The following is a 24,461-nucleotide window of genomic DNA, read 5'->3' on the forward strand; positions in this document are numbered from 1 at the left end:
TGGGTTGGCCCGTGGAGAGATCGACGCCTGCATTAGGCCGACCCACCCCCAACCCCTCCCTGTCAGGGAGGGGAGACCGCGCAGCGAGTGAAGGCGCACCATGATCTACGACATCCGCCACGTCACACGCTTCGACTACGGCGCGCGCGTCAAGTTCGCGCGCTGCAATCTGCGGCTCAAACCGATCCACTGGTCGGACCAAAATCTGCTCGACTATCGCCTGACGATCTCGCCCTCGGGCCGCGTCGCGCCCGCGCGCGCCGAGGCGGGGCTCGCCAATGTGATGCGGATGGTGGTCGAACAGCCGGTGCGCCATCTGATGATCGAGAGCGTATCGCGGATCGAGATCGACCGGCCGGTGCCGATGCCGTCGAACGGATCGCCGCCGCTGCGCGAGATCGCCGCTGCGGCGCGCGTCAGCCGTGATCCCTCGCCGGCGGGCCCCGCCGCCTATCTCTTCCCCTCACCGCTGATCCCGCTCGACCGCGACATTGCCGACTGGTGCGCGCAGGATCTCCATCCCGATCGGCCCGCGCTCGACGCGGCGATTGGCCTTGCGCAGCGGATCCAGAACGATTTCGCCTTCGATGCCGAGGCGACTTTGGTCGACACCACCCCGCACGAGGCGTTCCTCAAGCGCGGCGGCGTCTGCCAGGATTTCGCGCAGATCATGATCACGGGCTTGCGCGCCGCCGGGCTGCCCGCGGCCTATGCCTCGGGCTATATCCGCACGATCCCGCCGCCCGGGCAGGCGCGGCTCGTCGGCGCCGATGCGACGCACGCCTGGGTGCTGCTGTGGTGCGGGCCCGAGCTCGGCTGGGTCGGGGTCGATCCGACCAACGGCATCTGGATGGCGGGCGATCACATCGTCATGGCGATCGGCCGCGACTATGGCGAGATCGCGCCGATCGACGGCGTCGTGCTCGGCTCGGGTGCGCAGAAGATGGACGTCAGCGTCGACGTCGCCCCCGTCCTTGAGGCGGCGGCGTAACGAACGGCGTTTGCACTCGAGGCGGCGATACCCCAGATAGGCCGCACTGAACCTATTCCAGACTACCGGGGACTTTTGTGGCCGATCCATACACAACGCTGGGCGTGGCGCGGACCGCGTCCGAGGCCGAGATCAAGAAGGCGTATCGCAAGCTCGCCAAGGAGCTGCATCCCGACAAGAACAAGGACAATCCCAAGGCGAGCGAGCGCTTCAGCACCGTGACGCAAGCCTATGATCTGCTCAACGACAAGGACAAGCGCGCGCGCTTCGACCGCGGCGAAATCGACGGCGACGGCAACCCCGCCGCGCCGTTCGGCTTCGGCACTGGCGCAGGCAATCCCGGCGGCTTCCGCCCCGGTCCGGGCGGTGGCGGCTTCCAGGCCGACGGGCCCGATTTGAGCGACATCTTCGAAAATATGTTCTCGGGCGGCGGCGGTGGGCGCGGCGGCTTTGCCGGCGGGTTCGGCGGCTTCGGGCGGCGCGAGCAGCCCAAGGGCGGCAACATCCTCTACAAGCTCGACGTGCCCTTCATCGACGCCGTCGCCGCCAAGCCGCAGCGCATCACGCTCGGCGACGGCAAGACGATCGACCTCAAGATCCCCGCCGGGCTCGAAAGCGGCGCGCAGATGCGGCTTGCGGGCAAGGGGCAGGCAGGCCCGGGCGGCAATGGCGACGGCATCGTCGCGATCACCGTGCTGCCGCATCGCTTCTTCGAACGCGTCGGCGACGACGTCCGGCTCGATCTGCCGGTGAGCCTTGTCGAGGCAGTGCTCGGCGCGAGCGTCCGCGTGCCGACAGCCGAGGGCGCGGTGATGCTCACCGTCCCCAAGGGATCGACTTCGGGCAAGACGCTGCGGCTGCGCGGCCGCGGTTTTCATCGCAAGGATGGCACGCGCGGCGACCAGCTCGTGACGCTGATGATCGATCTCCCCGCCGACGACGCGGCGCTGATCGCGTTCGCCGAGGGCTGGAAAGACGAGTCGGCACGGAACCCGCGGGCAGGGATGGACGTCTGACCGTTTTAGCCGGAGCTTAGCTTGAGTCAGATTTCCCCCGTCTCGCCCGAAGTCCGCGCGGTGCGTGGCGAGGCGGGTGTCACCCCGTCCGATGTTCCGCCCGCCGTGCGGCTTCCGGCGCGCGCCTGGCAAGTGCTGCGGCGCGTGCTGATCGGCGTCTTTTCGGACGGGTTCATCCACGCCGGAAACTTGGCCTATCTCGCGCTGCTGACGGTGTTCCCGTTCTTCATCCTCGCCGCCGCGATCGCCTCGCTGATCGGCCAGAGCGCCGAGACGCAGCGCGCTGTCGCCTCGTTCCTCCACGTGCTGCCCGCCAACGTCGCCGAGCTGCTCGAAAAGCCGATCCACGACGTGCTCCTCGCGCGCACTGGATCGCTGCTGTGGATCGGCGCAATCGTGGCGTTGTGGTCGGTCGGCAGCTTCGTCGAGACGATCCGCGACATCTTCCGCCGTGCCTACGGCGTCGTCTCGACCAAGCCGTTCTGGCATTACCGGCTGAGCTCGATGCTCGTCATCATCGCCTCGGTCGTGATCGCCTTGCTGTCGTTCCTCGTCCAGGGGCTGATGACAGCGGTCGAGCGCTTCATCTACACGCTGCTGCCGTTCGCGCAGAATATCGCGGGCTGGGTCGGGCTGTCGCGCATCGTGCCCGGCGTGGTGATGTTCGGCGCGCTGTACATGCTGTTCTTCTCGGTCACCCCGTCGAAATACCGGTTGAGCAAATGCCCGAAATGGCCCGGCGCGCTGTTCACCACCGTCTGGTGGGTCAGCATCACCGCCTTGCTGCCCGTCGTGTTGTCGCGGCTGGGCAGTTACGATCTCACCTATGGCAGTCTGGCCGGCGTGATCATCGCCTTGCTGTTCTTCTTTCTCGTCGGCCTCGGCATCGTGTTCGGCGCGCATTTGAATGCAGCACTGGCGGAACCGACCGAACACGGGGTAGAGAGCACGCCTGAAACGAATGAGGCGGTGATAGCGTGACGGAATTGATGGCAGGCAAGCGCGGGCTGATCATGGGGCTCGCCAATGATCGTTCGCTCGCCTGGGGGATCGCGAAGAAGCTGAGCGAAGCGGGGGCGGAGCTCGCCTTCAGCTACCAGGGCGAGGCGATGGAGAAGCGCGTTCGCCCGCTCGCCGAGCAATTAGGCGTCGCGCGGCTGTTCGATTGCGACGTGTCGGACATGGGCGCGCTCGACGCGACCTTCGCCGATCTGGCGAAGGAATGGCCGACGATCGACTTCGTCGTCCATGCGATCGGCTTCTCGGACAAGAACGAGCTGCGCGGCGGCTATGTCGACACCAGCCTCGACAATTTCCTGATGACGATGAACGTCTCGGTCTATTCGTTCGTCGCGGTGTGCAAGCGCGCGGCGGCGATGATGCCCAATGGCGGGTCGCTGCTGACGCTCAGCTATTACGGCGCGGAGAAGGTCATCCCGCACTATAACGTGATGGGCGTCGCCAAGGCCGCGCTCGAGACCAGCGTGCAATATCTCGCGGTCGATCTCGGCCGCGACAACATCCGCGTCAACGCGATCTCGGCCGGGCCGATCAAGACGCTGGCGGCGAGCGGGATCGGCGACTTCCGCCTGATCCTCAAATGGAACGAGCTCAACTCGCCGTTGAAGCGCAACGTCACGATCGAGGATGTCGGCGGCGCGGGCCTGTACCTGCTCAGCGACCTGGCGAGCGGCGTGACGGGCGAGACGCATCACGTCGATGCGGGCTATCATGTCATCGGCATGAAAGCGGAGGATGCGCCGGACATCGCGCTGGCGTAACCGGCGGTGCCGGTCATCTTCAAGCAGGATGGATTTCGGTTCTTCTTCTATTCCGACGAAGGCGACCCGCGCGAGCCTCCCCACGTTTATGCCCGCAATGCCGACGGCGAAGCCAAATTCTGGCTGCGTCCGAACGTCCGGCACGCACGCAGCCGAGGCTTGGACTTTCGCGCCCTGCGAAAATTGGCGATACTGATCAAAGCCCGTCGCGATGAGATTGAGGACGCGTGGAATGGACACTTCTCCTAGGCCGATGGCGGCCCGGTTCGATGACGATGCGATGTGGGTCGATTTCGAGGACGGTCGAACGCTGGGCATTCCGCTGGCGTGGTTCCCGCGGCTCCTGCACGCGTCCCCCGAGCAACGGGCGGCTGTGGAGCTGAGCCCCTACGGCTTGCACTGGGATGCGCTGGACGAAGACATCTCGGTCGATGGTCTGCTGGCGGGGCGCAGGGACATGACGCGTCCGTCGCGCGACGCCGCATGAGCTACAACACCTTCGGCCACGCGTTCCGCTTCACCACCTGGGGTGAGTCCCACGGCCCCGCGATCGGCGCCGTCGTCGATGGCTGCCCGCCCGGCATTGCGATAACGGAGGCCGATCTCCAGCCACTCCTCGACCAGCGCCGCCCCGGCACTTCGCGCTTCACCACGCAGCGGCAGGAGCCAGACCAGGTCCGCATCCTCTCGGGCGTGTTCGAGGGGCGCACCACCGGCACGCCGATCAGCCTGATGATCGACAATGTCGATCAGCGCTCGAAGGATTATAGCGACGTCGCCAAGGCGTATCGCCCCGGCCATGCCGATTACGCCTATGACGCCAAATACGGTTTCCGCGATTATCGCGGCGGCGGGCGCTCCTCGGCGCGCGAGACCGCCTCGCGTGTCGCCGCTGGCGCGGTCGCGCGGCTGGTGATCCCCGAGGTGACGATCACCGCCTGGGTCGAGGCGATCGGCGGCGATGCGATCGACCCTGCCAATTTCGATGCCGCCGAGATCGGCCGCAACCCGTTCTTCTGCCCAGACCCGGTCGCCGCAGCCCGCTGGGAAGGCCTGGTCGACACCGCGCGGAAAGCCGGCTCGTCGCTCGGCGCGGTGATCGGCTGCGCGGCGACGGGCGTGCCCGCCGGCTGGGGCGCGCCGCTCTATGCCAAGCTCGATGCCGAGCTCGCCGCCGCTTGCATGGGGATCAACGCGGTCAAGGGCGTCGAGATCGGCGACGGCTTCACCGCGGCGACGCTCCGCGGCGAGGACAATGCCGACGCGATGCGCCCCGGCGACAACGGCCCGGCCTTCCTCGCCAACCATGCCGGTGGTATCGCCGGCGGAATCGCGACCGGGCAGCCGATCACGCTGCGCGTCGCGTTCAAGCCGACCGCCTCGATCCTCACTCCCGTAGAGACGATCGACCGCGACGGGGCGGCGACCGAGATCATGACCAAGGGCCGCCACGATCCATGCGTCGGGATTCGCGGTGCGCCGGTCGTCGCGGCGATGGTCGCGCTCGTCCTTGCCGACCAGAAGCTGATGCACCGCGCGCAGATCGGCTGACGGCGCGGCGCGGTTGCGTTTCGCCACAACCACCCGTCATCCCAGCGCAAGCTGGGATCTCAAGCGGCAAGGGCGGACCGAGGCCGCTTGAGACCCCAGCTTTCGCTGGGGTGACGCATTCGTCTTTGGTTTCCGTGAAACGCGCAAGCGATCGTTTCGCGACACGTCCTGCTGCACTGCGGTGCATATTGAAAGACACCGCGATCAAGTCGCGTCCGTTGCATCGACATCTGTAACAAGAAGGCAAATTGTTGCTTTAGAGCGATAGGTTGAGCGACCAATTGCCGAGCAGCGCGTTCTTAAGCCTGACCCATTTGATGGTCACGTCATTCAAAAGGACAGACCCATGCGTATCGCAACCCTTACCGCAATTGCCGCAATGACGCTCTCGTCGGCAGCACTCGCGCAGACCACGCCGGCATCGCCCGGTGCGCCGACCACGTCGTCGCCTTCGACTTCTGATCCGATGACTTCCGCGCCTAGCACGATGACCCCGGGCACGCCTGCACCAACGACCGCAGACCCCGCCATGTCGACGCCGGATTCGACCGCAACGACGACGTCCACCACCGACTCGACCATGTCGACCCAGACGCCGACTGACTCGACGACCACCACGACGAAGAGCAAGTCCAAGAAGAAGCGCCCGATGTAATCGAGGTCCCCTTCGGTTCGTCACGGCCCCCGGTCGCGCGCAAGCGCGGCCGGGGTTTTTTGTGCATCAGTCGGAGAAAGGATCGCGCACGAGGATCGTGTCCTCGCGCTCGGGGCTGGTCGAGACCAGCGCGACCGGGCAGCGGATCAGTTCTTCGATCCGGCGGATATACTTGATCGCTTGCGCTGGCAGGTCCGCCCAGCTGCGCGCGCCTGCGGTGGTTTCCTGCCAGCCGGGCATCGTCTCGTAGATCGGCTCGACCTCGGCCTGGTCGGCGGCGTGCGCGGGATAATAATCGAGCGTCTCGCCGCGCAGGCTGTAGCCAGTGCAGATCTTCACTTCGTCGAAGCCGTCGAGCACGTCGATCTTGGTGAGCGCGATCCCGGTGATCCCGCCGACCGCGGCCGACTGGCGCACCAGCACCGAATCGAACCAGCCGCACCGGCGCTTGCGCCCGGTGACGGTGCCGAACTCATGCCCGCGGACGCCGAGCTTTTCGCCGGTCGCGTCTTCGAGCTCGGTCGGGAAGGGGCCCGAGCCGACGCGCGTCGTATAGGCCTTGGCGATGCCCAGCACGAAGCCGACCGCGCTCGGCCCAAGGCCTGAGCCCCCCGCAGCCGTGCCCGAGATCGTGTTCGACGAGGTGACGAACGGATAGGTGCCATGGTCGACGTCGAGCAGCACGCCCTGTGCGCCCTCGAACAAGATGCGCTTGCCCGCGGCCTTGGCGGCGTTGAGGTTACGCCAGGTCGGCTTGGCGAAAGGCAGGACGAACGGCGCGATTTCGCGCAACGCCTCGACCAAAGCAACGCGATCGACCGGCGGCTCGCCGAAGCCCGCGCGAAGCGCGTCGTGATGCGCGCTGATCCGGTCGAGCTGCGCGTCGAGCGCGTCGAGGTGGGCGAGGTCGCACACGCGGATCGCACGGCGGCCGACCTTGTCTTCATAGGCCGGACCAATACCGCGCCGCGTCGTACCGATCTTGCCGGCGCCCGAGGCGTCCTCGCGCAGCCCGTCGAGATCGCGGTGGAACGGCAGGATCAGCGCGCAGGTGTCCGACACCATCAGCGTGTCGGGTGTGATCGTCACGCCCTGTCCGCGCAGCTTCTCGACCTCGGCCTTGAGCGCCCACGGATCGAGCACCACGCCATTGCCGATCACCGACGGCGTACCGCGCACGATCCCCGAGGGCAGCAGCGACAGCTTGTAGACGCTCTCGCCGACGACGAGCGTATGGCCGGCATTGTGCCCGCCCTGGAAGCGCACGACGACATCGGCGCGCTCGGCGAGCCAGTCGACGATCTTGCCTTTGCCCTCATCGCCCCATTGGGCGCCGATTACTGCTACGTTTCCCACGGTGTTCTGCCTGATTGTTACGTTTTCGGTGCAGCCCTAATGCGAGGGGGGCGGGGGGTCCATGTCTAATGCGCGCCACGCGTGCGCGCGACGGGTCGAAGCGCCGCTGCGCGCGTTGCCAATTATAGGTGCGCGGTTCATGCTGGAGACGGGTTCATCGGATTAGACAGTTGCCATGATACTTTCGCCGCACGCCGTTCGTCCCGCACCTGTGCTCCGTCTCGCGCTCGCGGCGGCCTTCGCCTGCGCGCCGGTCGCGCTGTTTGCCCAGGCGGCGCCCGTGCCCGAGGCGGCGCCCTCAACCGACACGATCCGGCTGACCGACGAACAGCGCCGCGCGATTCTCGACCACGCCACCCCCGAAAGCGCCGCCGCCGCGCGCGGCGAAATGCCCGAAGCGGAGCGCAAGACGCTCGGCATTCACGGCGAGGTCGGCGCGATGGTCGGCTCGAACGGCCTGCGCTCGCTATACGGCGTCGCGCAGATCCCGCTGGGCGATTCGGCGGCAGCGACGGTGGCGTTCGAAAGCAGCCGGTTCGGGTATCGGCGCTAGGAAACGCCGCGCGGGCTGCGCGAACGGAAATCTGCGAGGACGCTTGCGCTTCTCGGCGCACCCCCCTAAGCGCATCGAGCGTCGGGGAGTGGCGCAGTCCGGTAGCGCGCCTGCTTTGGGAGCAGGATGTCGCAGGTTCGAATCCTGTCTCCCCGACCATTTTCCAAAAAAACACGCTGAAACAGCCGCTTGTCGGGTTACCGCGATCAGTAGGTTCCTAATAGCTGATGACGACTGCTTGATACCGCATGCCGGTAAGAGCGTCGAACGCCCGGTCTCGCAACGCCGACGATCTCGCCTCGCCGATCAGATCCGACAAAACCCGGCCCGCTGATCTGCAACGCGCAGACCAGTTGCAAAACCGCCGCAAATCGTCTCTCGGGGCGCGATGAAGAATTTTTACGGCTCGATCCTGTTCACGATCGTCTGCCTGCTGCTCGCGGGCGGGCTCGCTTTCTGGCAGGGCGGCGGGATCGAGCTTGCTGGCCAGTTCGTCTTTGTCGCGGCGGTGCTCGGCGCGATGGAGACGTCGCTCAGCCTCGACAATGCCGTCGTCAACGCCTCGATCCTCAAGGACATGGCGCCGATCTGGCAACGCCGCTTCCTCACCTGGGGCGTGCTGATCGCGGTGTTCGGGATGCGGATCGTCTTCCCGATCCTGATCGTCGCGGTGTCGGCGATGATCTCGCCGTGGGAGGCGGCGCGGATCGCGGTGGTCGATCAGGCGCGCTACGAGGCGATCGTCACCGGCGCGCATATCGGGATTTCGGGGTTCGGCGGCGCGTTCCTGCTGCTCGTCGGGCTGTCGTTCTTCTTCGACCCCGATCGCGAGCATGTCTGGCTGTCGTGGATCGAGCGCCCGCTTGCAGTCATCGCGCGGATGCCGTTCGCGGCCTATTTCGTCGTCGCGGTGGGGATCATCGGCCTGTCGTTCGTGCTCGGCGGCGCGCCGCGGCAGACCTTCCTGATCGCGGCGTTTTGCGGGGTAGCGGCGTTCTTCTGCGTCCACTGGATCGGCGCGCTCGTCGGCGGCGATGTCGACCATGCGACCGGGGCGGTGGTCCGCTCGGGGCTGGGGGCGTTCATCTATCTCGAGTTCCTCGACGCGAGCTTCTCGTTCGACGGCGTGATCGGCGCGTTCGCGATCACCAACGACATCGTGCTGATCGCGCTCGGGCTCGGCATCGGCGCGATGTTCGTGCGCTCGATGACCGTCGCGCTCGTCCATGGCGGCCACCTCGCTGAGTTCCGCTATCTCGAGCACGGCGCCTTCTACGCGATCCTAGCGCTCGCAACGATCATGCTGCTCAGCATCCGCATCGAGACGCCCGAGATCGTCACGGGGCTGATCGGCGCGGCGATCATCGCGCTGTCGCTGTTCGCCTCGGTCCGCCACCGCAAGCGCCATCCCGGCGACTATGCCGATAACGGCGTCGGCGAGGTGATCCTGCCCGACGGCGATTGTCAGCCCGACAGCCGTACGCGCTGAGCAAGCCGCCCGGCAAAGGCCTCAGCGCAGCCGCACGCCGATCCACAGCGTACGCGGCGTGCCGAGATCGATCGAGCCGCCGGCATTGCGCGTCAGCACGGTCGCATCGAGCACATTCTCCGCGCGCGCGACGAGCGACACGCGGTGGCCGACCGGCAGCGTAAGCACGCCGTCGAGCGTCGTCACCGCAGGCAGCAGCCACGTCTGGAGATCGTCTTCGAACTGATCGCCGACATAGCGCACCGTCGCCGACGCGCCGAAGCCGTTGCGGCCCCAGGCGAGCGTCGCACTGCCGGTATGGCGCGGGCTCTGCGCCGGGATCAGGCCGTCGAGCGGCGCTTGCCGGCCCGATGCGCGAACGCGGCTGTCGCTATACGCATAGGACGCGTCGAGCGAGAGCGCGCCGTGCGCCGCATGCCCGGTCAGCTCGATCCCCCTGGCGACGATCGCAGCGACATTCTGCCGCTGGCGGACATTGGGCGCGATCGTCACGTTCGCGATCGCGCCGTCGAGCCGGTTGTAGAAAGCGGTCACGCCGAGCGTCACCCCGGCGACGGGCGTGAGGTCGATCCCGCCCTCGACCCCGCGCAACCGCTCGAGCCCGAGCGCGGCATTCGCCTGCGTCGTAATCGGAAAGACGACGAACGGGCGATACAGCTCGTTGAGCGTCGGCAGCCGGAAGCCGGTATAGGCCGCGGTGCGCAGCGCGATCGCGTCGCTCGCGTGGAACAGCGCGCCGGCGCGGCCCGTCCCCTCGAAACCGTGGCGGTCGCCGTAGCGCGTCTGCGTGGTGACCGCGCCCGCCGCATTCGCCTCGCGGAAGAAGCCTTGCGTGATCGTCCGGCGGTCACCACGCACACCCGCGGTCAGCTCGAGCCGCCCGAGCGTCCAGTCGTCCTCGACGAACGCCCCGAGCGTGCTGGTCTTGCCGCCCGCCGTGCGCCGCGTCGTCACCAGCCCGCTCGCGGCATAGGCGTCTTCATACAGCGTACCGTCGCCGAGCCGCGCATCGACACCGACGCGCAGCACGTGATCGGCCCCGACCGGCGGACGCAGCTCGATCTTGCCGCCAAGGCCGGTGGCGGGCGTGTTGCGCTGGTCGAGCGTCAGCTTGGCGGTGGTGGCGCTGATCACGCGGTTGGTGAAGTTGCGCGTCTGGACATAGGCTAGCGCGTCGATCGCCCAGACCCCGCGATGGATCAGCCGGACGCTCGCGTCATTGGCCTGCGAACTGCTGTCCGCACCCGCGAAGCGCAGCGTGCGAGTGTCGCGATAGAGCAGGCCGCGCGCCTGGATCTCGGTCGCGGCATCAAGGGGCACGACCGCGCGCATCCCGCCCGACCAGTCGCGATAGCGCGCGCGCACGCTCGCCGCGGTGATCTGGCTGTCGGGCGTGGTGTAGAAGCCGTCGCCCCGCTCGAACTTGCCCGAGAGACTGACGAACCCGCCGCCCACGTTAGGCGAGACGCTCGCCGACACCTCTTGCGCGGTATTGCTGCCATAAAACGCCTCGCCGGCAAGCAACGGCAAGTCGCGCCGCGCCGCGCTCACCAGCTCGATCGTCCCCGCGACCGCCCCCGCACCGAACGCGCCCGCACCGCCGCCGCGCGTCACGCGCACCCCGCCGAGCCGATCCGCCGCAATCGCGTTGAACGGGATATAGCCGAAAAACGGATCGGCGAGCGGCACGCCGTCGAGCAGCACCAGCGCGCGGCTCGACGCGTTGCCGCCGAGCGCGCGCAGCGTCACGCCTTGTGCCGAGGGATTGGCCGAGCGGCTGTCGGCGCGGCGGAATTGCTGGAAGCCGGCGACATCGAGCAGCACGTCCTCGACCCGGCCCGAGGCGTCCCCCGTCAGCCGGTCGCGCGAGATCGTCACCGAGCCATAAGCGGGCACCCCGGGCGGGACGGGCAAGGGCTGGCCCAGCACCACGATGTCGGGGCCGTCGCCTAGCGGTGGCGGCGGAGCCTGCTGCGCAAGCGCGGGGAGGGGCGCTGCAAGGGCGAGCAGCGGGAGGAGCGATACGCGATACATCGGTAGGCCAGACCTGATCGGAAGGAGATCGGCGCCGCCGCGCGTCATCCCGTCGGGACGACGCCCGGCATCGCCTGCAGCAGCGACCAGCCCTCTGGCAGATAATCGAGCGACATGTAGAAATAAAACGCGCACGATCCATCTCCGCGATAGCTCGCCCCCTTCAGGATGCCGAGCGCGGTGGTGCCGCTGAACACCGGCGATCCGCTGTCGCCGCCCTTGCACGTCGGGCCCGACACCGTGACCCAGGTCGGCAGGCACGGCCCGCCGCACAGATCCCCCGCGGGCGCGAAATCGGTGAGCTGGACGAGCGCGCAGCTATAGCCGGTGCGCTCGCCGCGATGGCACACGAAATCACCCGCGCGCGTGCTCGCGCGGCCGCGGCTGCCCGTCACCGGGCGCAGCCGCGTCCGCGCGGCATCGGCATAGAAGGTCGGCGGCAACGGCCCGAGCGCCGCGTTGATCTGGACGTCGCGATAGCCCCAGCCCCATTGCCCGACGAAGCTGAGCGGCTCGATCATCCCGCGCGCACCGCGATAGTCGAGATGGTCGACGCAGTGCGCCGCGGTGGTCACCGCGCTGCGCACGCCGTCGGTGATGTTGAAGCCGGTGGTGCAGACATAGCGCCGCTTGTCGTCGGGGTTGAGCCCCTCGACTCGCGCGCCGCCCTCGGGCGAGAGGTTGACGTCCTTCTGGTTGAGCGCGCGGACCTTGACCGGCACCCCCGCGATCGCGCCGAGCCGCTGCTCGAGGCTGGCGGCGCCCTCGGCGGCGTCGCTGCTGCCGATCGTCACGACGAGCGCGCCGGTGTGCGGATCGAGCCCCATGCCGGGCGGGGTGCGAAGCGCCGCGCGGATCGCCGCCTGGTGATTGGTCATCGCCCAGATCACCCGCTCGCGCGTGACCGCGGCGCCGGGCCGGAACACGATCGGCACGGTGATCCCGCCCGCGCTGACCTGCTCGGGCGCGACGGGCGTGGTGCCGGTGAGATTGACGACGATGCGATAGGCCGGGCGATGCTCGATCGCGATCCCGGCGAGCCGGTCGCGATACCGCTCGGCGATCGCATCGGTGACGGGAACGCTCGCATCCTGCACCGCCAGCCGCGCGATCGCCTCGCGTAAGGGGACGGCGAAGAGCCTGGCGTATTCGGCGGCATCTTCCGCGCGCGCGGTGGCGGCGGTTTCGACGATCGGCAGCGCGACGAGCGGGGGCGGGGTGGTCTTGGTGTCGATCAGCGGGAATGCGGTCGCCGTGATAGCGGGAGGCTGCGCGATCTGCGTCGGGATGATCGGCGCGGCCGACTGCGCCCAGGCGCTGGCCGGGATGAGGAGAACGGCGATGGCGAGGGGGAAAATGCGCACCCTCATATAATAGCGGATTGCCCGCGCGCCGGGAACGGGAAAGCGCTCGCGTGACGAGCGGGATGGCAGACGCGAGCCTGCCCGGATGACGAAACCGGACCCGCCGTTCGATCGCCATTTCTCGATTGCTTTGCCGTAGATGCAGGCGGATACTATCGCGAACACAAGCGGCTCTTGTACGCATTTCTCCATCACTGTCCGACAGGGAGTAGGTACGATGATCAAACTGCTGATACTTGGCGTGGCGGCGACGACCGCCGTATCCGCCAGCGCGCAAACGACTGTTCTCGACGGCGGGATGGGTGCCCCGAACTACAGCACCTATCGAACGTCGATCGAAAGCCTGAACGCCGCGCCGTCTTCGGAAACCCCGACGATGCGCGCTGCAAAACTGGCGCGCGCCAACGCGCTCAAGGCCGAGGCCGAGACGTTGTTGCGCCAGGATGGCGGGACATTCACCCCCCAGCACATCGCGTATATCCGCGGCAAAGCCTGCGACATTCTCGGCCATTCGCGCGTCGAGATGGGAAGCCTGGTCCCGCGGCGCCGCTGCGTCTGATCGGCCTTCCCAGGCCGACCGCGGATCGCGTGGGGGGTGCGGGCGAACACCTGGCGCCCCGCGCAGGAGGCTAGGGGCGAACACATCGCGGCTTCAACACCGCGACCGTCGCCCGCCGCGTGACATCATTTCAATTTTGCGGGCGTAATGCTGCTGCCCTGCACCACCCAGACCTGCTTCTCGGACGTGGCGACGATCACCGGCATCCTGAGGCTGTACGATGCAAAGACATGGATCTCGGTGGGTACGGGGTCGAGCAGGTGCGTAACCGTGACGCCGACCGGTTTGGCGCCGGCCGGAAGCTTCGGGATCGGCACGTTGAGACAGCTCACCGTATACGGGCGCGACGCAACCACGCTGCCGTCGGACGCCACGACGACGCGGTAATTCCCGCCCATCGGATAGGTCGTCGCATCGGGCATCGCGGACAGCAGGTACACCGCAATCGGCCCGCCGTTGCGCGACGGCAGAACGACGGTGTTGAACGGGAAGGGGGTGCAGGGCTTGTACGCGCGCTCGACCGCCCGTGCCGCCGCCACGGTGCGGGCGCGCGCGAGGATCGCCTGATCTGCGCTCAACGCGACGGGGGTGGCGAGCAATTCCTTGCGGACGACCTGACCGGCGCGCACATCCGCGACGAAGAACGCCCGCGCCGCGTCGCCCGCCCCGCGATAATAGGTGACTCGCAAGGTCTGCGGATCGGCCAGCTCGACGACATAGCCGCCGACGCCGGTGAGTTGGTCCTTGGGAACGGTTGCGGTCACCGCATCCGTGCTCGTCCAGGCCGCCCGGTCGAAAAGGTAGAGCAGCCGGCCGATGCTGGCGGATTGGGCAACCCGCTGTTCGGCGGACGGGAGCGGTGGAGCGGCGCCGGGCAATGCCGGCGCGGCAGGCGGAACGTCCGACGCCTGAACGCCGGCCGCGGCCAAGAATGCAGCGAAAATCAGTGACATCGTCTTCCCCCGATGGCGGGAGGCTGGACGAAGCCACGCGCGTTGGCAATCCCGCTGCGGGCGAATATCTCGGGATCGCGGGCTGCGTCCGCCCGATCCGACAGGGCCGCTGTCCTACAACCCCGCGCCTGTGGTATACGCCTTCCGGCTCTTTGAAATCGCCGGCCCGCACGGTCGGCATTGCCACCAGAATGGAAACGATCGCGCTCGAAGATCGCGCGTCTTGGAGTCAATCGAGTCAATCAAACTCGGTTCGTCGCAAAAACGCCCGCCATCGCACGGCGGGCGATCCTCGATCAGTCAGCCCCAGCCTCAGCCTGCCCACGCCTCGAACGGCAGGTCGAGCGCATCCGCCACCGCCTGGTGCCGGATCTTGCCCGCCGAGACGTTGAGCCCGTTCGCCAGATGCGCATCGGCCTGCATCGCGCCCTCGGCGCCGAGCGTCGCGAGCTTCAGCACGAACGGCAGCGTCGCATTGTTGAGCGCGAACGCCGAGGTCCGCGCGACCGCGCCCGGCATGTTGGCGACGCAATAATGGATCACGCCGTCGACCTCGAACACCGGGTCCTCATGCGTCGTCGCATGGCTCGTCTCGAAGCAGCCGCCCTGGTCGATCGCGATGTCGACCAGAACCGAACCGCGCTTCATCGTCTTGAGCATGTCGCGCGTGACGAGCTTGGGCGCCGCCGCACCGGGAACGAGCACCGCGCCGATCACAAGATGCGCGCTCTTCACCGCCGCCGCGATCGCCGCGCGCGAGGCATAGGCGGTCTTGATCTGACTGCCGAAGAACATGTCGAGCTCGGCGAGCCGTGCATTCGAGATGTCGTAGATCGTCACGTCGGCGCGCATGCCGACCGCCATCTGCGCGGCGTTGACGCCCGAGACGCCGCCGCCGAGGATCGCGACCTTGGCCGGCGCCACGCCCGGCACGCCGCCGAGCAGGATGCCGCGGCCGCCTTGCTCCTTCTCGAGATAGTGCGCGCCGACCTGGATCGACATGCGCCCGGCGACTTCGGACATCGGCTTGAGCAACGGCAGCGAGCGGTCGGGCGCGGTGACGGTCTCATACGCGATGCACGTCGCGCCCGACTTCATCAGGCCTTCTGCCTGCGGCTTGTCGGCGGCGAGGTGGAGATAGGTGAAGAGCAAATGGCGCGGTTCGAGCAGCGCGATCTCGCTCGCCTGCGGCTCCTTGACCTTCACGATCATGTCGCTCTGCGCGAACACAGCTGCGGCGTCTGGCAGGATCGTCGCGCCGGCGGCGACATAGTCCTGGTCCTCGAAGTCGATGCCGAGGCCAGCGCCGGTCTCGACCGCAACGCTGTGGCCCGCGGCGACGAGGTCCGAGACCGAGGGTGGGGTCAGGCCGACACGATATTCGTGATTCTTGATTTCCTTGGGAACGCCGATGCACATCGCAAACTCTCCTATTGAGTGCGGCCCTTCTACAGCAGCGCGCGCGGGAAGTGCGTGCAAACTCGTCCGCAAGGCGAGGCAGATCGGGATTGTATTGCAAAGCGTGCCGCGTCCGCGCAACAGCGTCCCGGATGGATACGATCGACAGCAAGATCATCGCACAGCTCGGGCAAGAGTCGGGGCTGACGAGCGAGGCGCTCGGCGAGCGCGTCGGCCTTTCGCCCTCGGCCGCGCATCGTCGCGTCAAGACGCTCGAGCAGCAGGGGATGATCCTCGGCTACCGCGCCCGCCTGTCGCGCGCCGCACGCGGCAATCCCTCGACGGTGTTCGTTTCGGTCACGCTGACCGACCAGCGCCAGGCGACGATGCAGCAGTTCGAGCAAGCGCTCGCGCGCACGCTGCAAGTCAGCGAGGCGCATTTGATGAGCGGCGAATCGGATTATCTGCTCAAGGTGCTGGTCCGCGAGGATGACAGCTACGAGCGGATCCACCGCGAAGTCCTTTCGGCACTTCCCGGCGTCCACCGCCTCGTCACGCAATTCACGATCCGCACGCTCGCGACCGAGGATTGAGCGTGTCTGAACATGCGCTGTACATGGCGTTGCGGGGGGCATTGCCGCGTGCTATTGCGCCGCACCATCGGGACCGAGGCTTAGCCGTCATCCATGACCTATCTGCATGAAATCCGGGCAAGAACACCCTTAGCGTGACGACCACTCAGGCAAGTGCGGGCGACCTGCCCGCCAATCGCGATTCGACGCCCGATACGATCGGCGAAGACGCCCCGCATCACGGCAAGGACGGTCTTGCAAAGCTCGCTTTGGGCGCGATCGGCATCGTCTTCGGCGACATCGGCACCAGCCCGATCTACGCCTTTCGCGAAACCTTCGCCGGGCACCACAAGCTCGCGCTCGATCCGGTCCACATCATGGGCGTCGTCAGCCTGATGTTCTGGTCGATGATGATCGTCGTCAGCCTGAAATACGTCACGATCATCATGCGCGCCGACAATAAGGGCGAGGGCGGCAGCCTGGCGCTGCTCGCTTTGGTCAACGGCCGGACCAAGAACAAGCGCTGGTCGCGCGGGATCATCCTGCTCGGCGTGTTCGCGACCGCGCTGTTCTATGGCGATTCGATGATCACCCCGGCGGTGTCGGTGCTGTCGGCGGTCGAGGGCCTCGCGGTCGTCTCGCCCGGGCTCGGCAATCTCGTCATGCCGATCGCGATGACGATCATCATCGCCCTGTTCTGGATCCAGCGCAGCGGGACCGCGCGCGTCGGGCTGTTCTTCGGCCCGATCATGCTCGTCTATTTCGCGGTGATCGCGACGCTCGGCGTGCTCAGCATCGTCAAGACGCCCGACATCCTCTGGGCGTTCTCGCCGCACTATGCCGTCGAGTTCTTCGCGCTCGATCCGCTGCGCGCGTTCCTCGCGCTCGGGTCGGTCGTGCTCGCGGTGACCGGCGCCGAGGCGCTGTACGCCGACATGGGGCATTTCGGGCGCAACCCGATCCGCGTCTCGTGGCTCTTCGTCGTGCTGCCCGCGCTGATGATGAATTACATGGGGCAGGGGGCGCTGCTGTCGCGGATGGGGCAGCCCGCGCTCGAGAGCCCGTTCTACATGCTCGCCTCGGACAGCCTGCAGCTCCCGCTCGTCATCCTCGCGACGATGGCCGCGGTGATCGCGTCGCAGGCGGTCATTTCGGGCGCCTTCTCGGTAACGCAGCAGGCGATCCAATTGGGCTTCATGCCGCGGCTGCGGATCGAGCATACCAGCGCGGCGACGGTCGGGCAGATCTACATTCCGCTGGTCAATTGGCTGTTGCTGACGATGGTCCTGCTACTGGTGATCTTCTTCCGCACCTCGTCCAACCTCACGTCGGCCTATGGCATCGCGGTGACGGGGGCGATGTTCATCGACACCTGCCTGCTTAGCGTCGTCCTGTTCCGGCTGTGGAACTGGCCGGTCTATTATGCGCTGCCGTTGCTCGCGGTGTTCTTCCTGGTCGACGGCGCCTATTTCTCGGCGAACCTGACCAAGGTCCCGGCGGGCGGCTGGTTCCCGCTGCTCGTCGGCTTGATCATCTTCACGATCCTGACGACCTGGTCGAAGGGGCGGCAGCTGATGATCGACCGGATGCGCGAGGGCGCGATGCCGATCAAGATCTTCATCCAGTCGGCCGCCACCTCGGCGACGCGCGTGCCCGGCACTGCGGTGTTCATGACCTCCTCGCCCGAGGGCGTGCCGCACGCGCTGCTGCACAACCTCAAGCACAACAAGGTGCTCCACGAGCGGATCATCCTGCTGACGATCAAGATCGCCGACGTCCCCTATGTGTCCGAGGGGCATCGCTGCATGATCGAGGATCTGGGGGCCGGCTTCCACCGCATGGTGCTGCGCTACGGCTTCATCGAGGAGCCCGACGTGCCGGTGGCGCTCGCCAACGTCCATCGCTGCGGCGCCGACTTCCGGATGATCGACACGAGCTTCTTCCTGTCGCGCCAGACGCTGCTGCCGTCGTCGCGCCCGGGGATGATGCTGTGGCGCGAGAAGCTCTTCTCGTGGATGCTGCGCAACGCCGAAAGCGCGATGGAGTTCTTCCGCCTGCCGACCAACCGCGTGGTCGAACTCGGCAGCCAGCTCGAGATTTGAGCGAGGTCGTGCCCGCGTCGGGCCTTGCGCCGATCATCGTCACCGCGCTGTTCGGTGCGGGTGATGCGGCCTGGTTCGATGAGCTGCGCGTCCGGCACTTTCCGCCCGAGCGCAACCAGCTCAAGGCGCACCTGACGATGTTTCATCACCTCGCGCCGAGCCTCGAGCGCGAGCTCAAGCAGCGGCTCGCGGCGGAGACCAGCCGCGTGCGTGCGCCCGAGGCGCGGATCGCGGGGCTTATGTCGCTCGGCCGCGGTGTCGCGTTCCGCATCGAATCGCCCGCGCTGGAGGATATCCGCGATCGGCTCGCCGATGCCTTTTCCGCGGTTCTGACGCCGCAGGACCGCGCGGGCTGGCGGCCGCATGTCACCGTGCAGAACAAGGTCGAACCCGCCGTCGCCAAGGCGCTGCAGGCCGAGCTCGCGCGCGATTTCCAGCCCCGCACCGTGCGGCTCGCCGGGCTGGCGAGCTGGTGGTATCGCGGTGGTCCGTGGGAGCCGCTTTCGCGCCATATGTTTGCTTGAGACGAAACCGGCGCAAAGGTGGGTTGACCGCCCGGATGCGCCTACTTATAGCCCGCGCCTCGCACACAGCGGCACGCTCCGGTTTAGCCGGGGCCACGGCGAAGTAGCTCAGTTGGTTAGAGCACGGGAATCATAATCCTGGGGTCGGGGGTTCAAGTCCCTCCTTCGCTACCATCCCTTTTCATGTGTAGTCGTTCGCTCGGCATATACCGTCGTCACCCCGGGCTTGTCGCGGGGTCTACCGGGGTGCGCGCGATGGCTCCGGCGGTGGGCTCCGGGACAAGCCCGGGGTGACAGTGGGTCCCAATGCCCGGCTCGCCCGCACCGACGAACCGGGCGCGGGCGTCAGCGCATCTTCTCGAGCAGCGTGCGGCGATATTCGCCCTGACGTTCGAACATCCAGCCGGGATATTCCGCAGGCAAAGCGCTCGTCTCGCCGAGCTTGGCGAGATCGTCGGACGACAGTTCGACCTTGGTCGCGGCAAGATTGTCGGTCAGCTGGTCGGGCCGCTTGGCGCCGACGATCACGCTCGACACCGCCTTCTGGTGGAGCAGCCAGGCGAGCGCGATCTGCGCGACCGAGACACCGTGCGCCTCGGCGATCGGGCGCATCACGTCGATGATGGCATAACCGCGATCCTTGTCGATCGGCGGGAAGTCGAAGGTCGCGCGGCGGCCATCGGTCTTGCTCTCGTCGGCGCGGTCATATTTGCCCGACAGGAAGCCCCCGGCGAGCGGGCTCCACACCATCAGCCCGACTTCCTCCGAGAGGAGCGCGGGCACGATCTCGCGCTCGAGGTCGCGGCTGGCGATGGTGTAATAGGCCTGAAGCGAGGCGAAGCGGTGCAGCCCGAGCCGCGCCGATTCGCCGAGCGCCTTGACGATCTGCCACGCCGCCCAATTCGAGATGCCGATATAGCGGACATGGCCATGCTGGACGAGCGTATCGAGCGCGCGCAGCGTCTCCTCGATCGGCGTGGCGGGGTCGAAGCCGTGGATCTGGTAGAGATCGATATGGTCGAGCTGGAGCCGCTTGAGGCTCGCCTTGCACGCGTCGATCAGATGATAGCGCGATGCGCCGCGGCCGTTGGGGCCTGCACCCATCTCGCCGAACGCCTTGGTCGCGACGACGATCTCTTCGCGCTTGAGGCCGAGGTTGCGGATCGCCTGGCCGGTGATCTCTTCCGAGCGGCCGTTCGAATAGACGTTGGCGGTGTCGATGAAATTGATCCCGCCATCGATCGCGACGCGGACCAGCGCATCGGCTTCGTCCTGGCCGAGCTGGCCGATCTTGCCCCACATGTCGTCGCCGCCGCCGAAGGTCATTGTGCCGAGGCACAGTTCCGAGACGAACAGGCCGGTGCGGCCAAGCTTATTGTAGCGCATGGAGATTCCTTCCGAAGCCGCCCGCGGAGCGTGGGGCAGGCGGTCCTCGCATTAAAGCATGACGCGCCGAATGGCTCCAGTCGCCGGGTTGCCGGCGGCGGGTAGTACGCGGCCTAATCGCGCAAATCTGGAAACAGCGCCTCGATCTCTGCCTGCAAATCGCTCGACCCGGCGCGCAGCCCGAATTCGTCCAGCAGCGCGCGGACCAGGCGAATGCGAACGGGGCCGAGCCCCGGCATCGTCTCGAGCCCGGGCTGGTCGCGATCGGCGATTCGATCGGCGAGATCGCCGAGCGTGCGGTATCCGGCGCGGGTCAGGATCCCGCGCAGCCCAGCGGGCAAGGCGGACCGGCCGACCGGAAAGTCGCGCGCGGTCGCGCCCGGCATCGTCCGGTGCAAGCGCGTCTGCCCGGCCTTCTCGCGCTTGAGCGTGCGGCGGATGTGGCCGAGCTGGCTCGTCGTCAGCGCCAGCCGACGCCCGATCACGCGATACGCCACGCCCTCGGCGCGGAGCGCACGCGCCGCGGCCAGATTGGCGCTGACCTGTTCGAGTTGGCTGAGCATAAGCGAGCGGCGTTCCTGCGGTAGCAGTGGAGATAGGGCGTGGGCGGGCGTTCCGACAAGCGGCGTGTCGTTTGCGCCCAGGCGTGCGGGCAGCGCGTGCACAGGTGTCTTTCGTGTCCGCGGCAAATGCGCTAGCCGCGACGCACTGCCGCTGCACGGTGCGCGGCGCAATCACGGAGCACGCTATGTTCAGCCACGTCATGGTCGGATCAAACGATCTCGAGGCCTCGCGCGCATTTTATGATGCGACGCTCGGTGCGCTCGGCGCCAAGCCCGCAGTCGAAAACAGCGGTCGGCTCGTCTATATGCACGCAGGCGGGCTGTTCATCGTCACCAAGCCGATCGACGGTGCGGAAGCCTGCCACGCCAATGGCGGGACGATCGGCTTTGCCGGTGCGTCGCCCGAGCAGGTCGATGCGTGGCACGCTGCCGGTGTCGCGGCAGGCGGCACGCCGATCGAGAACGATCCCGGCGTGCGCGAAGGCGGTTTCGGCAAGCTCTATCTGGCTTATCTGCGCGATCCTGCCGGGAACAAGTTGTGCAGCATGTATCGCATCCCTGCCTGATCTGGCACGGCGCGGTCTTGCGCGCTGTCTACGACCTCCCATCTCATTGGCCGGCCCGCTGCTCCCCTAGAGGCAGCGGGCCGACAGGATGAAAGCCATCATGACCACTCACCACACCCGCATGTTGATTCTTGGTTCGGGGCCCGCCGGCCTCTCCGCCGCCATTTATGGCGCACGCGCGGGGATGAAGCCGATCCTCGTCCAGGGCATCCAGCCCGGCGGGCAGCTGATGACGACGACCGATGTCGAGAATTATCCCGGCTTCGCCGACGTCATCCAGGGGCCGTGGCTGATGGAGCAGATGCAGAAGCAGGCCGAGCATGTCGGCACGACGCTGATGTACGACACGATCGTCGCGGTCGACCTGTCGCAGCGCCCGTTCCGGCTAACCGGCGACAGCGGCGACGTCTATGAAGGCGAGGTGCTGATCATCGCGACCGGCGCGCAGGCCAAGTGGCTTGGGCTCGACAGCGAGGAAGCGTTGAAGGGCAAGGGCGTCAGCGCCTGCGCGACGTGCGACGGCTTTTTCTATCGCGGCAAGAAGGTCGCAGTGATCGGCGGCGGCAACACCGCGGTCGAGGAAGCGCTGTACCTCACCAACCATTCGCCCGACGTGACGCTGATCCACCGCCGCAGTTCGCTCCGCGCCGAGCGCATCCTCCAGGAGCGGCTGTTCGCGCACAAGGGCGTGACCGTTTTGTGGAACAAGGAAGTCGACCAATTCGTCGATGGCGGCGGCAATGCCGGGCTGGTCGCGATCGATCTGGTCGACACCGTGACCGGCGAAAAGTCGCGGCTCGAGACCGAGGGCGGCTTCGTCGCGATCGGGCATCATCCCGCGACCGAACTGTTCCGCGGGCATCTGAAGCTCGACGAGGACCATTATCTGTGGGTCGAGACGGGCTCGACGCGGACCAGCGTACCGGGCGTGTTCGCGTGCGGCGACGTGATGGACAAGATCTACCGCCAGGCGGTGACCGCGGCGGGAACGGGCTGCATGGCGGCGCTCGATGCCGAGAAGTTCCTGGCCGAGGCTGAATTCGAGCTGGCCGAGGCGGCGGAGTAAGAGCCTCATTCTTCGTCACCCCGGCCTCGTGCCGGGGGGGCACCGCGCCACAGGTTCTGCATGGGCAGGATATGCATCCCGGTGGACCCCGGGACAGGCCCGGGGTGACGGTTTAGGGGGCGTCGATCAAACTCTAGACGCGCGTTACCGCGCTGAATATCTGCGCCTCCAACCACGCCGCATCGCTCGAATGCGCGAAGCTGTGGCTGTCGGTGTCGCACAGCGCGACCGGCCCGTCCCACCCGTCGCGAAACGCGATCGCGGTGGTGTCGCGCGCCGCGAGCAGGATCGTCGTGTCGATCCGGCTCGCCGCCAATGCCGCGCGCAGTCGCGCCGCCAGGCTCTCGGCCGCTTCAGGCTTGCTCTGCGCAACCTTGGCCAACCCACCGGCCAGCTTGGACAAATTGACCCCGCCGCGCGCGAGCCGCAGCCATTCGCGCGGGTCTTTCAGCTTCTCGGCATAGCGCGCGCGGATCGCGGCTGCGGGGGGTAGCGCGTCGGTTTCCTCGATCACCCAGGGGTTGGCGAGGATCAGCCGGTCGATCCCGGCGGTCGCGCCGAACAGCGCAAGCGCCGTCGCCGCGTCGCAATTGCCGAAACCGACGAGCCGTTCGATCCCCGCCTCCGCGCTGAAGGTCGCCGCGGCGCACCCGATATCGGGGCCCGACGTCAGGAACCCGCCGTTGGTCCCCGTCGAATCGCCGATCCCGCGCCGGTCGAAGCGCAGCACCGGAATCCCCCGCTCCGCAAGGCGCTGCGCGAGCACCGCCATTCCGCGGTGCGCGCCGATCCGGATTTCGTTGCCGCCCGAGACGATCAGCAGCCCCGTCTTGCCCGGCGCTTCATCAAGCGTGCCGAACAGCGTGTCGCCAGCGCAGGCGAAGCGGATCACCCTCCGCATGTGGTGATCCAGTCGGCAATATCGTCCGCGAGCAGGATCGCGAGCGCAGGATCCGAATCAGGCTCGGCGCGTCGCCACAGCGGTGCGCCGGGGACATGCCGATCGGCCGGCATCGGATCGGTTGCGAGCCGGACGGTCCGGACGAATCCCCCATCCGCGGCAGTCCACGGGATACGCCGCGAGAGATCGGTCAGCAGACCCGGCGCGATGCGGTTGCCCGCGATCTCGATCGGCGCATCGGCATCGAGATACCAACGATCGCCCAGTCCCGTTCCCGCCCGCGCGGCGGCTTGCTTGATCCGCTTGAGGCCGCGCAGCATGCTCGCGCCGTCCTGCGGCGCAAGCTGCCAGCGACCGTCCAATGCGGCCGTCGTGTCGAGCAACGCGCCGCTGCGGATCGACACGCCGTAGCAGCGGCGACCGTCGGCCCGCTCAGGCTTGACCGCGTCGGCAATGCCGTCGCTGAACTCGCGCATGCCGCACTGCTCGAGCGGAACGAGGCTTTCGCCTTGGCCCGGCACGTCGGGGAGCAAGCTGCCCACACCGCGGCGTGCAAGGGCGCGGCAGATCGCCACCGCAAGCGCGCGGACGCGATTGGCTTCTTCGAACAGCGGCAGTGCCACCACTGCGATCGGCCCGCTCGCCGGCCCGAAACGCAGCATGGCCTCGCGACCGCGGCGCGTCTCGTACGAGTCAATCAAGCGGGTAGCGTCATCGCGGCGCCTTGGCCGCGGCGAAGCGGACGAGGCTACCATAGGTCTCGAGCATTTCGCCATCGACCTCGTCATCCTCGATCAGGATGCCGAGCCGCTCCTCGATCTCGGTCAGCAAGCCAGCGACCGCCATCGAATCGAGTTCGGGCATTGCGCCGAACAGCGGGGTCTCTGCGCGCAACTCGGCCGCGCGCGCCTCGCTCAGCCCCAGCACGTCGCGCAACGTTGCGCGGACGGTCGAATCGATCTGGTCGTAATCATCTGGAAGCACAAGGAGCCCCGGTTCTAGCCGTTATGTTGCACCGCGATAGAGACTGGGCCGGGCAATGCCAAGAGCCGCCCCCGCGCAGGCCCTTCACAGCCAAGCC

General features: G+C 67.3%; 26 protein-coding genes and 2 tRNA genes. 17 read left to right on the forward strand and 11 right to left on the reverse strand.

Going from position 1 to position 24,461, the window contains the following annotated elements; genetic code table 11:
* Positions 1-100: 100 nt before the first annotated feature.
* The 7 genes from ABIB28_RS14955 (at position 101) to aroC (ending at position 5,339) form a co-directional block, all read left to right on the forward strand.
* Complete coding sequence (locus ABIB28_RS14955; RefSeq protein WP_354288889.1) at positions 101-991, forward strand: transglutaminase family protein; 891 nt, start codon at positions 101-103, stop codon at positions 989-991.
* A 77-nt stretch (positions 992-1,068) separates the two neighbouring features.
* Positions 1,069-2,007: a DnaJ C-terminal domain-containing protein gene (locus ABIB28_RS14960; RefSeq protein WP_354288890.1), complete on the forward strand. Its 939-nt coding sequence runs from the start codon at positions 1,069-1,071 to the stop codon at positions 2,005-2,007.
* A 21-nt stretch (positions 2,008-2,028) separates the two neighbouring features.
* Complete coding sequence (locus tag ABIB28_RS14965; protein ID WP_133187331.1) at positions 2,029-2,988, forward strand: YihY/virulence factor BrkB family protein; 960 nt, start codon at positions 2,029-2,031, stop codon at positions 2,986-2,988.
* Positions 2,985-3,788 carry an enoyl-ACP reductase FabI gene (fabI, locus tag ABIB28_RS14970; protein WP_133187333.1) on the forward strand — a complete coding sequence of 268 codons (804 nt, stop codon included), beginning with the start codon at positions 2,985-2,987 and terminating at the stop codon, positions 3,786-3,788. Before ABIB28_RS14965 ends, fabI begins: the two co-directional genes overlap by 4 nt.
* Positions 3,789-3,794: 6 nt before the next feature.
* Positions 3,795-4,037: a DUF4160 domain-containing protein gene (locus ABIB28_RS14975; protein WP_354288891.1), complete on the forward strand. Its 243-nt coding sequence runs from the start codon at positions 3,795-3,797 to the stop codon at positions 4,035-4,037.
* A 4-nt stretch (positions 4,038-4,041) separates the two neighbouring features.
* On the forward strand, positions 4,042-4,275 hold the full coding sequence (locus ABIB28_RS14980; protein WP_354288892.1) for a DUF2442 domain-containing protein: 234 nt from the start codon (positions 4,042-4,044) through the stop codon (positions 4,273-4,275).
* Positions 4,272-5,339: a chorismate synthase gene (gene aroC / locus ABIB28_RS14985; RefSeq protein ID WP_354288893.1), complete on the forward strand. Its 1,068-nt coding sequence runs from the start codon at positions 4,272-4,274 to the stop codon at positions 5,337-5,339. Before ABIB28_RS14980 ends, aroC begins: the two co-directional genes overlap by 4 nt.
* A 330-nt stretch (positions 5,340-5,669) precedes the next feature.
* Here aroC and ABIB28_RS14990 read toward each other — a convergent pair whose 3' ends face one another.
* Positions 5,670-5,975 carry a hypothetical protein gene (locus tag ABIB28_RS14990; RefSeq protein WP_354288894.1) on the reverse strand — a complete coding sequence of 102 codons (306 nt, stop codon included), beginning with the start codon at positions 5,973-5,975 and terminating at the stop codon, positions 5,670-5,672.
* An 85-nt stretch (positions 5,976-6,060) separates the two neighbouring features.
* Positions 6,061-7,350 (reverse strand): adenylosuccinate synthase, encoded by a 1,290-nt coding sequence (locus ABIB28_RS14995; RefSeq protein WP_354288895.1) that lies wholly within the window; start codon positions 7,348-7,350, stop codon positions 6,061-6,063.
* Positions 7,351-7,561: 211 nt separating this feature from the next.
* Here ABIB28_RS14995 and ABIB28_RS15000 point away from each other — a divergent pair, with 211 nt between their 5' ends.
* The 3 genes from ABIB28_RS15000 to ABIB28_RS15010 all read left to right on the forward strand — a co-directional run bounded on the left by ABIB28_RS15000 (position 7,562) and on the right by ABIB28_RS15010 (position 9,392).
* The gene (locus tag ABIB28_RS15000) at positions 7,562-7,903 is read left to right on the forward strand and encodes a hypothetical protein (RefSeq protein ID WP_354288896.1); all 342 of its coding nucleotides are present in this window, start codon (positions 7,562-7,564) and stop codon (positions 7,901-7,903) included.
* A gap of 82 nt (positions 7,904-7,985) precedes the next feature.
* A tRNA-Pro gene (locus tag ABIB28_RS15005) sits at positions 7,986-8,062 on the forward strand.
* A gap of 229 nt (positions 8,063-8,291) precedes the next feature.
* Positions 8,292-9,392, forward strand: a complete 1,101-nt coding sequence (locus ABIB28_RS15010) for a DUF475 domain-containing protein (RefSeq protein ID WP_354288897.1) — start codon at positions 8,292-8,294, stop codon at positions 9,390-9,392.
* Between the two features lie 21 nt (positions 9,393-9,413).
* Here the strand turns inward: ABIB28_RS15010 and ABIB28_RS15015 are convergent, their stop codons facing one another.
* Together ABIB28_RS15015 and ABIB28_RS15020 are read right to left on the reverse strand one after the other, a co-directional pair.
* Positions 9,414-11,426 (reverse strand): TonB-dependent receptor plug domain-containing protein, encoded by a 2,013-nt coding sequence (locus ABIB28_RS15015; RefSeq protein ID WP_354288898.1) that lies wholly within the window; start codon positions 11,424-11,426, stop codon positions 9,414-9,416.
* Positions 11,427-11,470: 44 nt separating this feature from the next.
* Positions 11,471-12,796, reverse strand: a complete 1,326-nt coding sequence (locus tag ABIB28_RS15020) for a chymotrypsin family serine protease (RefSeq protein WP_502958250.1) — start codon at positions 12,794-12,796, stop codon at positions 11,471-11,473.
* A 211-nt stretch (positions 12,797-13,007) separates the two neighbouring features.
* Between ABIB28_RS15020 and ABIB28_RS15025 the strand changes: the two genes are divergently transcribed.
* Positions 13,008-13,349 carry a hypothetical protein gene (locus ABIB28_RS15025; protein WP_189676871.1) on the forward strand — a complete coding sequence of 114 codons (342 nt, stop codon included), beginning with the start codon at positions 13,008-13,010 and terminating at the stop codon, positions 13,347-13,349.
* 125 nt (positions 13,350-13,474) lie between these two features.
* On the opposite strand, the gene ABIB28_RS15030 is transcribed toward ABIB28_RS15025, so the two are convergent.
* Both ABIB28_RS15030 and ald read right to left on the reverse strand, forming a co-directional pair.
* Entirely contained in the window at positions 13,475-14,302 is an 828-nt protein-coding gene (locus ABIB28_RS15030) for a hypothetical protein (RefSeq protein ID WP_354288900.1), read from the reverse strand.
* Positions 14,303-14,614: 312 nt separating this feature from the next.
* Entirely contained in the window at positions 14,615-15,721 is a 1,107-nt protein-coding gene (gene ald / locus ABIB28_RS15035) for an alanine dehydrogenase (RefSeq protein ID WP_354288901.1), read from the reverse strand.
* Positions 15,722-15,852: 131 nt separating this feature from the next.
* Between ald and ABIB28_RS15040 the strand changes: the two genes are divergently transcribed.
* The 4 genes from ABIB28_RS15040 (at position 15,853) to ABIB28_RS15055 (ending at position 19,072) form a co-directional block, all read left to right on the forward strand.
* A complete protein-coding gene (locus tag ABIB28_RS15040; RefSeq protein WP_133187359.1) occupies positions 15,853-16,293 on the forward strand; it encodes an Lrp/AsnC family transcriptional regulator in 441 nt (146 codons plus the stop codon).
* A gap of 197 nt (positions 16,294-16,490) precedes the next feature.
* Positions 16,491-18,374: a potassium transporter Kup gene (locus tag ABIB28_RS15045; RefSeq protein ID WP_240699092.1), complete on the forward strand. Its 1,884-nt coding sequence runs from the start codon at positions 16,491-16,493 to the stop codon at positions 18,372-18,374.
* Positions 18,371-18,898: a 2'-5' RNA ligase family protein gene (locus tag ABIB28_RS15050; RefSeq protein ID WP_354288902.1), complete on the forward strand. Its 528-nt coding sequence runs from the start codon at positions 18,371-18,373 to the stop codon at positions 18,896-18,898. The genes ABIB28_RS15045 and ABIB28_RS15050 overlap by 4 nt, the downstream gene beginning before the upstream one ends.
* A gap of 97 nt (positions 18,899-18,995) precedes the next feature.
* Positions 18,996-19,072, forward strand: a tRNA-Met gene (locus ABIB28_RS15055).
* A 171-nt stretch (positions 19,073-19,243) separates the two neighbouring features.
* Here ABIB28_RS15055 and ABIB28_RS15060 read toward each other — a convergent pair.
* Positions 19,244-20,284 carry an aldo/keto reductase gene (locus ABIB28_RS15060; RefSeq protein ID WP_354288903.1) on the reverse strand — a complete coding sequence of 347 codons (1,041 nt, stop codon included), beginning with the start codon at positions 20,282-20,284 and terminating at the stop codon, positions 19,244-19,246.
* A gap of 113 nt (positions 20,285-20,397) precedes the next feature.
* Positions 20,398-20,847, reverse strand: a complete 450-nt coding sequence (locus tag ABIB28_RS15065; RefSeq protein WP_354288905.1) for a hypothetical protein — start codon at positions 20,845-20,847, stop codon at positions 20,398-20,400.
* A gap of 185 nt (positions 20,848-21,032) precedes the next feature.
* Between ABIB28_RS15065 and ABIB28_RS15070 the strand changes: the two genes are divergently transcribed.
* On the forward strand, positions 21,033-21,413 hold the full coding sequence (locus ABIB28_RS15070) for a VOC family protein (RefSeq protein ID WP_133187367.1): 381 nt from the start codon (positions 21,033-21,035) through the stop codon (positions 21,411-21,413).
* A gap of 100 nt (positions 21,414-21,513) precedes the next feature.
* Positions 21,514-22,479, forward strand: coding sequence for a thioredoxin-disulfide reductase (gene trxB / locus ABIB28_RS15075; protein WP_133187369.1), 966 nt, complete (start codon positions 21,514-21,516; stop codon positions 22,477-22,479).
* 133 nt (positions 22,480-22,612) lie between these two features.
* Here trxB and ABIB28_RS15080 read toward each other — a convergent pair whose 3' ends face one another.
* From ABIB28_RS15080 to ABIB28_RS15090, 3 genes are read right to left on the reverse strand one after another with little or no spacing between them, the layout of a single operon-like run.
* Positions 22,613-23,380 (reverse strand): hydrolase 1, exosortase A system-associated, encoded by a 768-nt coding sequence (locus ABIB28_RS15080; RefSeq protein ID WP_354288906.1) that lies wholly within the window; start codon positions 23,378-23,380, stop codon positions 22,613-22,615.
* Positions 23,368-24,042, reverse strand: a complete 675-nt coding sequence (locus tag ABIB28_RS15085; protein WP_354288907.1) for a hypothetical protein — start codon at positions 24,040-24,042, stop codon at positions 23,368-23,370. Before ABIB28_RS15085 ends, ABIB28_RS15080 begins: the two co-directional genes overlap by 13 nt.
* A gap of 49 nt (positions 24,043-24,091) precedes the next feature.
* On the reverse strand, positions 24,092-24,364 hold the full coding sequence (locus ABIB28_RS15090; protein ID WP_133187375.1) for an acyl carrier protein: 273 nt from the start codon (positions 24,362-24,364) through the stop codon (positions 24,092-24,094).
* Positions 24,365-24,461 lie beyond the last annotated feature (97 nt).

The organism is Sphingomonas sp. UYEF23, assembly GCF_040546165.1.
Taxonomy (GTDB): Bacteria; Pseudomonadota; Alphaproteobacteria; order Sphingomonadales; family Sphingomonadaceae; genus Sphingomonas; species Sphingomonas glacialis.

Excerpts from the sequence above, each read along its gene's own strand:
- ABIB28_RS14955 (WP_354288889.1), top strand. The coding sequence starts at position 101 with ATGATCTACGACATCCGCCACGTCACACGCTTCGACTACGGCGCGCGC.
- ABIB28_RS15070 (WP_133187367.1), top strand. The coding sequence starts at position 21,033 with ATGTTCAGCCACGTCATGGTCGGATCAAACGATCTCGAGGCCTCGCGC.
- ABIB28_RS15080 (WP_354288906.1), bottom strand. The coding sequence starts at position 23,380 with ATGCGGAGGGTGATCCGCTTCGCCTGCGCTGGCGACACGCTGTTCGGC.
- ABIB28_RS15015 (WP_354288898.1), bottom strand. The coding sequence starts at position 11,426 with ATGTATCGCGTATCGCTCCTCCCGCTGCTCGCCCTTGCAGCGCCCCTC.
- ABIB28_RS15040 (WP_133187359.1), top strand. The coding sequence starts at position 15,853 with ATGGATACGATCGACAGCAAGATCATCGCACAGCTCGGGCAAGAGTCG.
- aroC (WP_354288893.1), top strand. The coding sequence starts at position 4,272 with ATGAGCTACAACACCTTCGGCCACGCGTTCCGCTTCACCACCTGGGGT.
- ABIB28_RS15060 (WP_354288903.1), bottom strand. The coding sequence starts at position 20,284 with ATGCGCTACAATAAGCTTGGCCGCACCGGCCTGTTCGTCTCGGAACTG.
- ABIB28_RS15085 (WP_354288907.1), bottom strand. The coding sequence starts at position 24,042 with ATGCTGCGTTTCGGGCCGGCGAGCGGGCCGATCGCAGTGGTGGCACTG.
- ABIB28_RS15025 (WP_189676871.1), top strand. The coding sequence starts at position 13,008 with ATGATCAAACTGCTGATACTTGGCGTGGCGGCGACGACCGCCGTATCC.
- ald (WP_354288901.1), bottom strand. The coding sequence starts at position 15,721 with ATGTGCATCGGCGTTCCCAAGGAAATCAAGAATCACGAATATCGTGTC.
- ABIB28_RS14980 (WP_354288892.1), top strand. The coding sequence starts at position 4,042 with ATGGCGGCCCGGTTCGATGACGATGCGATGTGGGTCGATTTCGAGGAC.
- ABIB28_RS15065 (WP_354288905.1), bottom strand. The coding sequence starts at position 20,847 with ATGCTCAGCCAACTCGAACAGGTCAGCGCCAATCTGGCCGCGGCGCGT.
- ABIB28_RS15030 (WP_354288900.1), bottom strand. The coding sequence starts at position 14,302 with ATGTCACTGATTTTCGCTGCATTCTTGGCCGCGGCCGGCGTTCAGGCG.
- ABIB28_RS15020 (WP_502958250.1), bottom strand. The coding sequence starts at position 12,796 with ATGAGGGTGCGCATTTTCCCCCTCGCCATCGCCGTTCTCCTCATCCCG.
- trxB (WP_133187369.1), top strand. The coding sequence starts at position 21,514 with ATGACCACTCACCACACCCGCATGTTGATTCTTGGTTCGGGGCCCGCC.
- ABIB28_RS15010 (WP_354288897.1), top strand. The coding sequence starts at position 8,292 with ATGAAGAATTTTTACGGCTCGATCCTGTTCACGATCGTCTGCCTGCTG.